Source organism: Heyndrickxia ginsengihumi, from assembly GCF_011008565.1.
GTDB lineage: Bacteria > Bacillota > Bacilli > Bacillales > Bacillaceae_C > Weizmannia > Weizmannia ginsengihumi.
On record NZ_JAAIWK010000013.1, the window covers coordinates 1 to 13,373 of the forward strand.

Here is a 13,373-nt window from a genome sequence, read left to right on the forward strand (position 1 = left end):
GTCACCACTTTTAATGATGGAGGATTAGCTCAGCTGGGAGAGCATCTGCCTTACAAGCAGAGGGTCGGCGGTTCGAGCCCGTCATCCTCCACCATATATAAAATGTTGCCGGTCTAGCTCAATTGGTAGAGCAACTGACTTGTAATCAGTAGGTTGGGGGTTCAAGTCCTCTGGCCGGCACCATTTTTTTATTACGTGCCATTAGCTCAGCAGGTAGAGCATTTGACTTTTAATCAAAGGGTCGAAGGTTCGAATCCTTCATGGCACATCTTTTCTAATTTATTGTCATGATTATTCATATTAATAAAAAGTAAAATGCGGAAGTAGTTCAGTGGTAGAACACCACCTTGCCAAGGTGGGGGTCGCGGGTTCGAATCCCGTCTTCCGCTCCAGTTTACCCCTTATGCCGGGGTGGCGGAATTGGCAGACGCACAGGACTTAAAATCCTGCGGTAGGTGACTACCGTACCGGTTCGACTCCGGTCCTCGGCATCATTATTTTAATATGCGCCCATAGCTCAATTGGATAGAGCGTTTGACTACGGATCAAAAGGTTAGGGGTTCGACTCCTCTTGGGCGCGCCACCTTAAACGCGGGGCCTTAGCTCAGCTGGGAGAGCGCCTGCTTTGCACGCAGGAGGTCAGCGGTTCGATCCCGCTAGGCTCCATTTCAACTTTTTATGCGGGTGTAGTTTAGTGGTAAAACTACAGCCTTCCAAGCTGTTGTCGTGGGTTCGATTCCCATCACCCGCTCCAAAATAATAAGGGCCTGTAGCTCAGCTGGTTAGAGCGCACGCCTGATAAGCGTGAGGTCGATGGTTCAAGTCCATTTAGGCCCATATTTTTCTAAATAGTAGCAATTTTCAATTCCTGTTGAGGGTTTTTTATTTTATTTAAAATTTACATCGCCATCGCAGTTGTGATGTAGACATCTACATTATATTTGTAGATGTCTTTTTGTGTATAAGATGGGGTCTAGGCATTTAGACATCTTTAACTTCGTTTAACCAATGTTCGATTACTTTCCATTCTTCCTGTATGACAATAGCTTCAAATTGGAGAACCTCTATTAGTGTCATGAGTGCAATCGTCGTAAAGTCATCTATATCATTAGTTCCGTTTTCATATTTGATAGGCAGATAAATATTTGGATTGCTTTCTAAAATATGTTCAATAGCTGTTGAAATGGATTCATGGATGTTGGATGCTTGTTTTAGCGTATTCCATCTTGCACATACAGGGATGAAGACTACATTGTAATAGGCATGTTCTTCAATTAATTGCTTTGCTTCGACTTCACATATTCCCCGAATTAGAAAGTCCTGCTTGATAATATTTCTTTCCTGGTCGAAGCAGTCATTTAAATATTTAAAAATCAATAAATTCCTGACAAAGCTTTTGTTCGCCTTATTTATCAGCCCGTCACATTTAGCTAAAACTTCTTTTATAGTCTCTATACGCATATCGATCACTGCCTTTCAAAAGGGGATGTTTGCGGGACAAGTTATATTGGATGGACATATGTTTTACTTTATTGGAATGTGTATGGTGTAGGAACATATTTAGATCGCTAATCATTTGAATATTAGACTTGTAATGGTCAATATTTATTACTGTTAATATCTACTATACATGAAAGATTCCAAATTGGTCTTGAATCCTTTATACTAGATAAGTATGCAAAAAATAATAAATGGAATGAAAATTACTGCATAATTCAATGCTTAAGCATATTCGATAACATATTAGTTGAATTTTTAGAAGGAGGAGCATTAATTGACGATTACACAAGGAGAAACTTTAGTTACTGAAATACGCCAATTAGATGCAAAAGGTTCTGGACAGGCTGCAGTGTGGCGCGAAAATGAGCACGGTAATCCTAAAAAATTAAAGCTTACGATTCCGCAAACTCTCCCTGGTGAGAAAGTACGGGTGACTGTTGATAGGCCTGACAGAAGAAGAAGAAAAGCAATACCAGAAGAAATTTTAGAGGCCCATCCTGAAAGAGTGGTTCCCCCATGTCCGCATTTTGATCGGTGTGGAGGCTGCGTTTGGCAGCATTGGGATTATACAGGACAGTTAAAACAAAAGACTGACCATGTTAAACAAGCAATTGCTGCGCAAGGATTTGACCCTGATCTTGTCCACGATACAATCGGAATGGAGCAGCCATGGCATTATCGTAATAAAATGGAATTTACGTTTGCACCGGATGGTTCACTCGGTTTGCATGAACAGGGAAATTTCCGCAAAATTATTTCACTTGAATCATGTCTTATTGCCGGCAAAGAGATGGTTACAGCTGCAATGGAAGTAGCTAATTGGGTAAAAGACCATCAATTAAAAGGCTACGATAAAGATACACATGAAGGACTTCTTCGTCACTTGATGGTTCGCCAATCTTTTGCTACTGGTGAAATGATGCTTGCCCTTTTTGCTACGAAAGCACCTACAGGTGATCTTGAACAAGCGGTAAGTGATTTGACAGCTAGAATTAACGAAAAATTTTCTCAAGTAAAAAGTCTACTATGGCTTGAAAATACGCAATGGGCTGACAGGACTCAATCCGAGCATACGCATGTCCTAGCTGGACGTGATTTTATTTACGATGAAATGGCAGGATATCGTTTCCGCCTTTGGTTTGATACGTTTTTCCAAACGAATCCGACACAAGCTCAGAAGCTAGTTGAGTTGGCATTGGAAATGGGGCAGCCAAAGGAAACAGAAAAGATGATCGATCTATTTTGCGGCGTAGGAACATTTTCACTTCCATTTGCCAGCAGAGTTGAGAAGCTTGCTGGAATTGAAATTGTAGAGACGTCTATAGAATCTGCAAAACGCAATGCTAAAGATAATGGGATTTCGAACACATACTTTTTGGCTAAAGATGCTCGAAAAGGAATTGATCAAGTGTTAGAGAGCTTCGGTAATCCGGAATTGTTGCTACTTGATCCACCTCGGTCTGGTGCAGGCGGGAAAGTAATGCGTAAAATTGGCCGCTCTAAACCAGAACGTATTGTTTATGTATCTTGTAATCCAGATACGTTTGCGACAGATATAAAAGAACTTGAGCCATTTGGTTATACGTTAAAAGCTGTACAACCAGTGGATTTATTTCCGCATACTGTACACGTGGAATGTGTAGCACAGCTTATTTTGTCGGATGAAAGCAATCCAACAGCATAATTGATTAAGGTTGATTGTGGAGGAATGGTGATGTTTCTGTAGGAAGCGGGCCCCCCTCAAATCTTATTTGTTAGAAAAGCAACGGTGTGAAAGAAGACAACCTAGAATAAGAAAAGATTGATCCGAGTTCGTTACAACCGAGCTCGGATTTTTTTGTATTAATTGCTTTTTTCTTTATATTCATTAGCCGCATATCGGCAGTACATCATTTGCACATGTATGAGTCCTGTCATATTATTATAGATAGAAACTAAAGAGTTTAAGGAGTGTTATTTGTGAGTTTTTTCTCTTCAAGATCATCAGGCCGCAAGCCGTATAAATATGGGAATCATGGGCATAAGCATTATCAAAGAAAAGGTCTGTTTGGAAAACTGGCAGATGTACTGAACTCTGGGAGCTATTCTTATAATCGCTATCCGCATCGTCACGAGTACGAACCGAGTCAAGAAAGACCAAATTCGCAAGTAATGACTTGTAGAAGATGCCATGTACAAATACCAGCAGGATCAAAATTTTGCCTGGAATGTGGTGAAAAGGTGGAAAAGATGTTATTTTGCATGAATTGCGGAGAAACGTTACCAGCAGGTGCAAAATTTTGTTCGAATTGTGGAGCGAAAACAAATAATTGAGGTTTCTCCATAAAAGAAGATGGTGCGGAAAAAATTACGGGAATTACAAACTGATCGAGCCGATAGGGGAAGGACGTTATGGAGTTTGTTATTTAGCTATGACGAATGATGGAAACCGTGTCGTCATTAAACGATTTAAACCCCGAATGTTTAAAAAGAATAAAGGAAAAAATGCCTATGAAGCTGTCATCCTGTCACAAATTCGGCATGATGCAGTACCTGAGCTGTTGGGGATTGTAAATGATAATGGTTTGTATGGATATGTACTTGAACTAAAGCAAGGGAAAACTGTGGAAGTGATGCTCTTTAAAGAAAAGCATATGTTTACGGAAACGGAAATTTTTCATATAGGCAGCCAACTTATCAACGTGTTAAAGTATTTACACGGAAGAGGAATAGTTCATCGCGATATACGTATTCCGAATGTGCTCATAGACGCCGGTGAAGTATCCCTTATAGATTTCGGTCTTGCCCGCTGGGCGGACAATGAACAATACTGTTTTGATCAAGATTTTTCATATTTAGGTGATTTTTTGTTATATCTTCACTATTCTTCTTTTAAGAAAAAGGAAGGAAAAGGGAAAAGATGGTACGAAGAATTAAACCTCTCAGAAACGCAAATCGATTTTTATAAAAGATTGCTGCGGCTGAAAACACCATACGCAAGTATTGAAGAAGTAGAAAAAGATTTTATTCGTGCTTTTTCTGACGTTAAAAACAAGTATATCTAAATATAGTAATTCGAAAGGTCTACTGACAAATTCTTCAGTTTATGAAGGATACTTAAAGAAGTTTATAGAGTGAACATTTAGAAGGCAGCTAGCTTATTTATAAGCTAGTTTTTATTTTTTGTTTATGAGAGGAGAATTTAAACAAATGTGATATATAAATTTGATATCTCTTCTTAATAGAATTAAAGTTCAAAAATCATATGACACGTATGAATTATTACTAGTTCTTTTTACCCGCAATGAGATTAATCGATTATAATAACTATATAGAAATTTAATACTCGTCTTATTCTAAATTCTTTAAAAGAAGGGATATCATGAATTATATCGCACATATTCGTGAAAGTGATAAACAAATACAAACGGTGGAAGAGCATCTATTAGAGGCAAAGAGATTAGCAGAGTCTTATGGAGAAAAAATTGGCGTTAAATATTTGGCAGGGCTTGCTGGATTGCTTCATGATTTAGGAAAATATACGACTGAATTTAGAGAATATATATTAGAGGCGGTGAATAACCCTGATTCTTCACTGAAAAGAGGGAGTGTAGACCACTCAACGTTTGGAGGGAAACTATTATATGAACTTTTTCATACAGGTGAGAAGTTAGACCCTTATAAGGCTATAATGGCTGAAGTTGTGGGAAATACGATTATTTCTCATCACTCTTATTTACAAGATTTTTTAAGCCCAGATCTTAACTCTAATTATTTAAATAGAGTTCGAGATAAGGAATTGGTTGAGTTTGAGGAGACAAAAAAACAATTTTTTGAACATGTGATGACTGAAAATGATTTCTATAAATATGTGGATAAAGCTGTATCTGAACTAAAAGACTTTTTAACGAAAGAGCAGTCAAAGAGTTATGAGGAAAAGCTAATGTTTTTAACAAAATTTATCTTTAGTGCTTTAATCGATGCTGATCGAACGAATACTAGATTATTCGAGGAAAATAAAACAGACGAATTTAGTTGTACTGCTGGTGAGCTTTTTGAAATTTATTACGAGAGATTATTATCAAAAATAAATGCCTTTAAAATGAAGACAGATGCGAATTCACATATTAATATACTGAGATCTAAAATGTCGGAACAGTGTGATAAGTTTGCGGAGAAACCATCGGGAATATATACATTATCCATTCCAACTGGAGGAGGAAAAACATTAGCAAGTTTAAGATATGCACTTAAGCACGCTACACTTTATAACAAAAAACATATTATTTATATTGTTCCCTATACAACTATAATTGAGCAAAATGCAGAAGAAGTCCGGAGTATATTAAAGGACAATGTTCATATTTTAGAACACCATTCAAACGTGATTGAAGATACGAATGAAGATGACGAGAATCAAGATGGACTAATGAATGAAAAGCAAAAATTAAAACTGGCAAGAGATAATTGGGACTCTCCAATTATCTTTACAACGATGGTCCAATTTTTAAACACTTTTTATGCAAAAGGAAGTAGAAATATTAGAAGACTTCATAATGTGAGTGAGTCGGTCATTATTTTTGATGAGATACAAAAGGTACCTGTTTCATGTATATCTTTGTTTAATCAAGCTGTTAATTTTTTAAAAACATATTGCCATGCTTCTATTATCCTCTGTACGGCTACCCAGCCTGCATTGGATTTTGTAGAGCATAAACTAGATGTTGATGCAGATGCGGAAATCGTTGAAAATTTAGATCAAGTGATAAAAGCATTTAAACGAGTTGAAATTGTTGATAAAGCAACGGAGGCAACATTTAACAATGAAAAGCTCGCACATTTTATTGACGAAAAATTAAAAGAAGTTCAGAGTGTTTTAGTTATTTTAAATACAAAATCAGTTGTAAAAAAGTTATATGAACTATTAAAAGTTAAGCAACAGGAGATTCCTATCTTCCATCTAAGTACTTCAATGTGTGCTGCACATCGAAATAAAATATTAAAAGAAGTAAGACTACATTTGCATGCAGGTAAACAAATTATTTGTATTAGTACCCAATTAATTGAAGCTGGCGTGGACGTCAGTTTTGATTGTGTGATCAGATCTTTAGCGGGATTAGATTCTATTGCACAAGCAGCTGGTAGATGCAACCGTCATGGGGAAAAAGAAATACAATCTGTATATATCATTGATCATGAGGAGGAAAATCTAGATTATTTAAAAGAGATTAAAGTTGGAAAACAAGTTTCAAAAAAGATACTTATTGATATTCGTCATGATCACTCAAAGTATGGAGGAGATATTTTATCTACTCAAGCATTAAACAAATATTTCAAAGAGCTTTATACCGAATTCGAAAATGATTTAAATTATTTTATCCCGAAATTAAAAAAGAACATGACAGAATTATTAACTGAAACAAAACGGCGATATAGTTATCACGAAGCTTATTGCCGTAATAAAGAGAAAAAGGGTCTTCCATTATTTTTAGTCAACAGTTATCGTACTGCGGCCGAGCAGTTTCATGTCATCGATGACCTTACCACGTCTGTTATTGTTCCTTTTGAAGAAGGGAAAGAAATTATTGCAGATTTAAATAGTAATGGATCCATTGAGGATCTCACACAATTATTACGAAAAGCCCAGTATTATACAATTAATCTCTACCACTATGAACTGGAACAATTAGATAAACAGGACGGTCTAATTAGTTATTTAGATGGGAGAATTATTGCATTAAAAGAAGGGGCTTATAGCGGGGAATTTGGTCTAGATCTTGAAAACGATAGCGAGCTCGGTTTCACCATATTTTAAAAACCTATCTAATAGTAAAGATAGGTTTTTAAATAATATAATATATTTTTCAATCCGCGCTTAAATAGCGACAATATATTATAACACAATGATATTTTTTAATTTTCATATAATATATAATTTTTATATTGAAAAAGATATAGGGAAAATGTACTATTTAATTGTGAGGAAATTAAAAAAAGGAACGGAGGTGCATATATGAGAAATGCGATTGAATTTGAAGTATATGGGAAATATGCGTTATTCACGGATCCTTTGACAAAAATGGGTGGAGAAAAACTATCATACCAAGTACCTACTTATCAAGCGTTAAAGGGAATTGTAGAATCAATTTACTGGAAGCCTACATTATTAATGATAGTAGATGAGGTTCGCGTGATGAAACCAATTCAAATGGAGTCAAAAGGTATAAGACCGATTGAATATGGCGGAGGGAATACACTGGCAAACTATACTTATTTAAAGGATGTTCATTATCAAGTAAGAGCCCATTTCATATTTAATCCTTATCGTCCGGATATGGCTTTTGATCGTAACGAAAATAAGCATCATAATATTTTGAAACGCTCACTTAAAGCCGGAGGAAGGAGAGATATATTCTTAGGCACAAGAGAATGTCAGGCTTATGTAGAACCTTGTGTTTTTGGCGAAGGGGAAGGATTTTATGATCAATATGGAGAGATCCATTTAGGGACAATGGTTCATGGAATTAACTATCCTGATGAAACTGGTAGAAGTGAAATGGAAGTGCGTTTATGGAATCCAGTAATGAAAAATGGCATTATCCAGTTTATTCGACCTGACCAGTGTACAAAAGTCCGAAAGATTGCAGGAATGGATCTTAAGTACTTTGATAAGACAAATGTAGAATCCGCAGATGAACTTCTAAAAAAACTGGAAGAGGGGGGGAATAAATGAGTTGGTTATTAAATTTATATGAGACTTATGAATCTAATTTAGACCGAGTTGGAGAAATCGAAAAAAAGTATAATGACCAGGAATTTACATTGTTACCAATTTCCCATACGACACAAAATGCTCATATTGAAGTAGAAATTACAGAAGATGGGGAGTTTCATTCAGCAACGGTTATTGATAAAAGTGATGCTAGCACGTTAATTCCATGTACGGAAGATTCAGCTAACCGAGCTGGTTTAAAAATTGCTCCGTATCCACTTCATGATAAGTTAAGTTATGTAGCTGGTGATTTTGTAGCTTATGGGGGAAAGATAGAGCCGTTTACATACTATATTAAGCAACTTGAGGCTTGGGTGAAATCTCCCTATGCGAATGAAAAACTCAAATGTATTTATACTTATTTAAGCAAAAAAAGATTGATTCGTGACTTAGTCGATGCGAAGATCGTATGGTTAGATTCCGATGGACATTTAATTGAGAAATGGGATAAAAAAGCTGAGTCTATGTATGGCAATAAACCGCCATTGTTTTCGGTCATTAGCGGTGGACAGGAAAGTGCCTTTGTTAGATTTAATGTTTATTCTCCGGATTCTATCATAACGAAAGTATGGAAAGATCCCGAAATGTATAATTCTTTCATTCAATATTATAAAAATCTATTAAGTGATGAAGATGTTTGCTTCGTAACGGGAGAAACATTACCGAGTACAGATAAACATGCAAACAAGATTAGAAATGCTGCAGATAAAGCTAAATTAATTTCAGCTAATGATAGTAGCGGCTTTACTTTTAGAGGACGTTTTAATAAAAGCAATGAAGTTGCCAACATTAGTTATGATGTGTCACAAAAGGCGCATAATGCTCTGAAATGGTTGATTCAGCGTCAAGGAAAAATCATTGATCAACGTGTGTTTCTTGTATGGGAGAATGAAAAAGTTAACACGTATGATCCTCATGAGGACGCATATGATCTGTTTTCACTTGATCCAGCACAATCCGAGAAAACAGAAAGAAAATCGTATACCAATGAAGAATTTGCTCAACAATTTTCTAAAGTAATCGATGGATATCAAAATGAGTTGCCCGCCGATTCAAAAGTAAACATTATGATCCTTGATTCAGCAACTACAGGTCGGCTTGCAGTTCTTTATTACCGAAATATGAATCAAAACCTTTATTTAGATAGGTTAGTTAAATGGCATTCAACATGTATATGGAGGCATTGCTATCGTAAAGGGATAATCTTTTTCGGTGCACCTGCTACAAAAGATATTGCGTTTGCTGCATATGGACAAAAAGCGAGTGAAAAAGTTGTTAAAGGATTAATGGAACGTATCCTTCCATGTATTTTAGATGATAAAAAAATTCCAGTAGATATTGTAAAAAGTGCTTTTTATCGTGCTTCCAATCCTGTAGCAATGGAAAATTGGGAATGGGAAAAAACATTGAGTATTGCATGTGCCTTAATTAATAAAAAGGAGGGTTACAATGTGACGTTAGATACAAAGAATTTTGATCGTGATTATTTATTCGGTCGATTATTAGCAATTGCAGATGTTTTGGAAAGACGTGCACTAGATAGTGATGAAACACGATCTACAAATGCAATTCGATATATGAATGCTTTTTCGCAACATCCTGCAAGAACATGGAAGACTATCCAAGCTAGCCTGCAGCCCTATCAAGCAAGACTAGGTACAAGAGGCTTATATTTGTCTAAATTAATAGATGAAGTAGCTTCTAACATGAATTTTGATGATTTTAATAATAGACCATTATCGGGTAAATATTTATTAGGATTTTATAGCCAACGCCATGAATTATGGCAAAGGAATACAATGAAAGAAGAAACATCTAACTAGAAGGGAGAAATTACTATGACTATATTAGATCATAAAATTGATTTTGCAGTTGTTTTATCTGTTACAAAAGCCAATCCAAATGGGGATCCATTAAATGGAAATCGTCCGAGACAAAATTATGACGGGTATGGAGAAATATCCGATGTAGCTATTAAACGGAAAATTAGGAATCGCCTGCAAGATATGGGAGAATCAATTTTTGTTCAATCCAATGATAGAAAAGCAGATTCATATAGCAGTTTAAGAGAGCGAGCTGAAGCGAATACTGAGCTAAGTAAAATGTTAAAGTCAAAGGATAGTTCAAATGATGAATTTGCAATGGTTGCTTGTAAAGAATGGATTGACGTCCGAAGTTTCGGACAAGTGTTTGCTTTTAAAGGTTCGGGGAACAAAGGAGTATCCGTTGGCGTTAGAGGACCAGTGTCTATTCAAACAGCAACAAGCATTGATCCAATTGACATTACAAGTATGCAAATAACAAAAAGCGTAAACTCTGAACCTGGTAAAGATAAAGGTTCGGATACGATGGGGATGAAACACAGGGTAGACTTTGGACTATATGTTTTTTATGGCAGTATCAACACACAATTAGCTGAAAAAACTGGTTTTACCAATGAGGATGCAGAAAAAATCAAACAAGCACTCATAACACTATTTGAAAATGACACCTCGGCTGCCAGACCTGACGGAAGTATGGAAGTACACAAAGTTTACTGGTGGGAGCATAAATCTAAATTAGGCCAATATTCTTCTGCAAAAGTTCATCGGTTATTAGAAATTAAAAGCAATGTAGATGAACCAAAGTCGATTGATGATTACACAATTATACTGAATGAATTAGACGGATTAGAAGTGAATGTCATTAATGGAGTATGATAAAGAAATTGATTATTTGATGCTGTCTGGTATTCAACATTTTCAATTTTGTAAACGACAATGGGCTTTAATCCATATTGAACAGCAATGGGAAGAAAATGTTAGAACTGTTGAAGGGCAATATCTTCATCGAAATGCTGATCAGCCATTTATAAGGGAAAAACGAGGCAACAAGTTAATTGTTCGTGCAATGCCTGTGAGATCAAAAGAGTTAAACATTACAGGTATTTGTGATGTTGTAGAGTTTGTTCAGGATGATAATGGTGTGGAGATAAGTGGGATAGAAGGAAAGTACGTAGCTTATCCTGTTGAATATAAACGTGGGAAACCAAAGATGAACGATTCCGATATTTTGCAGCTAACAGCACAAGCGATGTGTTTAGAAGAAATGCTACTTTGTGAAGTCAATGTCGGATACGTGTTTTATAATGAAATAAAACATAGAATAGATGTTCCGTTAACAATTAATGATAAAAATAAAGTAAGATCAATTGTTGCAGACATGCACGATTATTATAAGCAAAGGTATACACCTAAAGTAAAGACAGGCTCTTATTGTAAAAATTGCTCCCTTCAAAATATTTGTTTACCGAAATTAATGAATAAACGATCTGTAAAAAGTTATATTGAAGGGAAGATCAATGAATGAAAAAACTTTTAAATACGTTATTTATCACTCAACCAGATGTTTATTTATCTTTAGATGGCGATAATATTGTTCTTCTTAAGGAACAAGAAAGGTTAGGGAGACTACCGCTTCATAATTTAGAAGCGGTTGTATCCTTTGGATATACTGGTGCGAGTCCTGCTTTAATGGGGTATTGTGCTGAAAGAAACATTTCATTAGTATTTTTTACGATGAATGGTCGTTTTCTAGCAAGAGTAATCGGTCAAAGTAGAGGAAATGTAGTATTAAGAAAGAAACAATATAGAGTATCAGATGATGAACATATGTCTGCAAGAATTGCCCGAAATTTTATTATCGGAAAAATTTACAATCATAAATGGATAATTGAGAGGATGACAAGGGATTATCCGCTTCGGGTTGATGTCAATCAATTCAAAGAAGTTTCTCATTATCTATCTTCTGTTATTCATGAAGTTAGGATCTGTGAGGATTTAGAAAGATTAAGAGGATTGGAAGGACAAGCAGCTACTAGCTATAATAAAATATTCAATCAGATGATTTTACAGCAGAAAAATGACTTTTATTTTCACGCTCGTTCTAGGAGACCGCCGTTAGATAATGTGAACGCGATGCTCTCATTTGCTTATACATTATTAGCAAACGATGCGGCTTCCGCATTAGAAGGGGTGGGACTGGATGCATATGTTGGATTTTTACATCGCGATAGACCTGGAAGAGCATCTCTCGCTCTAGATATTATGGAGGAATTACGTGGTGTCTATGCTGATAGATTTGTTTTATCATTAATTAATAAGAGAATCTTAAATAAAGATGCCTTTTTAAAAAAAGAAAACGGAGCTATAATCATGACAGATGAAGCTAGAAGAAAGTTCTTAAAAGCTTGGCAAGCTAAAAAGCAAGAAAAGATCACACATCCGTATCTTGGCGAAAAAATATCATGGGGATTAGTACCACATGCCCAAGCATTGTTATTAGCCCGTTATTTACGTAATGACTTGGATGAGTATCCACCTTTTTTATGGAAGTAGGTGTAGTAGTGCTAGTATTAATTACGTATGATGTTAGCACTGTTAGTAACAGTGGTCAAAAGCGATTGAGGAAAGTTTCAAAGCTATGTCAAAATTACGGACAACGAGTCCAAAATTCAGTATTTGAATGTATTGTAGATGCTGCGCAGTTTGCAACATTAAAAATTGAGCTTACAAATATTATTGATGAAAATCAAGATAGTCTTAGATTTTATCAACTAGGTAATCATTATAAGAATAAGGTAGAACATATTGGAGTTAAACAATCAATTGATGTGGAGGGGCCTTTAATTTTTTAGTGCGAAAGTAAAGTGCACATAAATTTCCTAGTATATTCGCACCTGAATTTTCATGTTTTATTTCCAATTTTTGTTATATTTTTATTAAGTTCTTTACTTTAGTAAAGAAAATGGTGAGTTTTTAATCAATTTTTTTGTAATGTTGAATTGTTTTGATTAAAATTCGCAGTCGCACTCTACATGAGTGCGTGGATTGAAATAAACGGATTTGGATCTGATTATACGGGGGTAAATCGTCGCACTCTACATGAGTGCGTGGATTGAAATAACAGACAGCAAAATACACGGGCTGGATATGTTTGTCGCACTCTACATGAGTGCGTGGATTGAAATGCCACGTTAACAGATGCAGCAGGGTCTACATACGGTCGCACTCTACATGAGTGCGTGGATTGAAATTGCCTTTTAATGCATATGCCTTAAACGTTGAAGGCGTCGCACTCTACA

General features: G+C 35.8%; 11 protein-coding genes, 9 tRNA genes and 1 CRISPR repeat array (1 of these 21 running past the window's edge). Of the genes, 19 read left to right on the forward strand and 1 reads right to left on the reverse strand.

Going from position 1 to position 13,373, the window contains the following annotated elements:
• Positions 1 to 18: 18 nt before the first annotated feature.
• The 9 genes from G4D61_RS09185 to G4D61_RS09225 all read left to right on the forward strand — a co-directional run bounded on the left by G4D61_RS09185 (position 19) and on the right by G4D61_RS09225 (position 837).
• Positions 19 to 94, forward strand: a tRNA-Val gene (locus G4D61_RS09185).
• Between the two features lie 13 nt (positions 95 to 107).
• Positions 108 to 183 (forward strand) — tRNA-Thr (locus G4D61_RS09190).
• A gap of 12 nt (positions 184 to 195) precedes the next feature.
• A tRNA-Lys gene (locus tag G4D61_RS09195) sits at positions 196 to 268 on the forward strand.
• A 49-nt stretch (positions 269 to 317) separates the two neighbouring features.
• Positions 318 to 392, forward strand: a tRNA-Gly gene (locus G4D61_RS09200).
• Positions 393 to 405: 13 nt separating this feature from the next.
• Positions 406 to 491 (forward strand) — tRNA-Leu (locus G4D61_RS09205).
• A gap of 15 nt (positions 492 to 506) precedes the next feature.
• A tRNA-Arg gene (locus tag G4D61_RS09210) sits at positions 507 to 583 on the forward strand.
• 10 nt (positions 584 to 593) lie between these two features.
• Positions 594 to 666: transfer RNA gene (locus G4D61_RS09215), tRNA-Ala, on the forward strand.
• A gap of 14 nt (positions 667 to 680) precedes the next feature.
• A tRNA-Gly gene (locus G4D61_RS09220) sits at positions 681 to 754 on the forward strand.
• A 9-nt stretch (positions 755 to 763) separates the two neighbouring features.
• Positions 764 to 837 (forward strand) — tRNA-Ile (locus G4D61_RS09225).
• A 144-nt stretch (positions 838 to 981) separates the two neighbouring features.
• On the opposite strand, the gene G4D61_RS09230 is transcribed toward G4D61_RS09225, so the two are convergent.
• The gene (locus G4D61_RS09230) at positions 982 to 1,461 is read right to left on the reverse strand and encodes a type I restriction-modification system subunit M N-terminal domain-containing protein (RefSeq protein ID WP_163173764.1); all 480 of its coding nucleotides are present in this window, start codon (positions 1,459 to 1,461) and stop codon (positions 982 to 984) included.
• Positions 1,462 to 1,774: 313 nt separating this feature from the next.
• Between G4D61_RS09230 and rlmD the strand changes: the two genes are divergently transcribed.
• The 10 genes from rlmD (at position 1,775) to cas2 (ending at position 12,926) form a co-directional block, all read left to right on the forward strand.
• The gene (rlmD, locus tag G4D61_RS09235) at positions 1,775 to 3,184 is read left to right on the forward strand and encodes a 23S rRNA (uracil(1939)-C(5))-methyltransferase RlmD (RefSeq protein ID WP_025731602.1); all 1,410 of its coding nucleotides are present in this window, start codon (positions 1,775 to 1,777) and stop codon (positions 3,182 to 3,184) included.
• 275 nt (positions 3,185 to 3,459) lie between these two features.
• The gene (locus tag G4D61_RS18490) at positions 3,460 to 3,813 is read left to right on the forward strand and encodes a zinc ribbon domain-containing protein (RefSeq protein ID WP_025731601.1); all 354 of its coding nucleotides are present in this window, start codon (positions 3,460 to 3,462) and stop codon (positions 3,811 to 3,813) included.
• Entirely contained in the window at positions 3,810 to 4,544 is a 735-nt protein-coding gene (locus tag G4D61_RS09245) for a serine/threonine protein kinase (RefSeq protein WP_035354874.1), read from the forward strand. Before G4D61_RS18490 ends, G4D61_RS09245 begins: the two co-directional genes overlap by 4 nt.
• 317 nt (positions 4,545 to 4,861) lie before the next feature.
• Complete coding sequence (gene cas3, locus G4D61_RS09250) at positions 4,862 to 7,294, forward strand: CRISPR-associated helicase Cas3' (protein WP_163173766.1); 2,433 nt, start codon at positions 4,862 to 4,864, stop codon at positions 7,292 to 7,294.
• A gap of 198 nt (positions 7,295 to 7,492) precedes the next feature.
• Positions 7,493 to 8,212, forward strand: coding sequence for a type I-C CRISPR-associated protein Cas5c (gene cas5c, locus G4D61_RS09255; RefSeq protein ID WP_025731633.1), 720 nt, complete (start codon positions 7,493 to 7,495; stop codon positions 8,210 to 8,212).
• Positions 8,209 to 10,074 carry a type I-C CRISPR-associated protein Cas8c/Csd1 gene (cas8c, locus tag G4D61_RS09260; protein WP_163173768.1) on the forward strand — a complete coding sequence of 622 codons (1,866 nt, stop codon included), beginning with the start codon at positions 8,209 to 8,211 and terminating at the stop codon, positions 10,072 to 10,074. Before cas5c ends, cas8c begins: the two co-directional genes overlap by 4 nt.
• Before the next feature lie 15 nt (positions 10,075 to 10,089).
• A complete protein-coding gene (cas7c, locus tag G4D61_RS09265; protein WP_035354878.1) occupies positions 10,090 to 10,950 on the forward strand; it encodes a type I-C CRISPR-associated protein Cas7/Csd2 in 861 nt (286 codons plus the stop codon).
• Complete coding sequence (gene cas4 / locus G4D61_RS09270) at positions 10,940 to 11,599, forward strand: CRISPR-associated protein Cas4 (RefSeq protein WP_035354880.1); 660 nt, start codon at positions 10,940 to 10,942, stop codon at positions 11,597 to 11,599. The genes cas7c and cas4 overlap by 11 nt, the downstream gene beginning before the upstream one ends.
• The gene (gene cas1c / locus G4D61_RS09275) at positions 11,596 to 12,627 is read left to right on the forward strand and encodes a type I-C CRISPR-associated endonuclease Cas1c (RefSeq protein ID WP_025731629.1); all 1,032 of its coding nucleotides are present in this window, start codon (positions 11,596 to 11,598) and stop codon (positions 12,625 to 12,627) included. Before cas4 ends, cas1c begins: the two co-directional genes overlap by 4 nt.
• An 8-nt stretch (positions 12,628 to 12,635) precedes the next feature.
• Entirely contained in the window at positions 12,636 to 12,926 is a 291-nt protein-coding gene (gene cas2, locus G4D61_RS09280) for a CRISPR-associated endonuclease Cas2 (protein WP_025731628.1), read from the forward strand.
• Positions 12,927 to 13,094: 168 nt separating this feature from the next.
• Positions 13,095 to 13,373: a CRISPR direct-repeat array (repeat unit 32 nt; unit sequence GTCGCACTCTACATGAGTGCGTGGATTGAAAT); it runs 1,749 nt beyond the window's last position.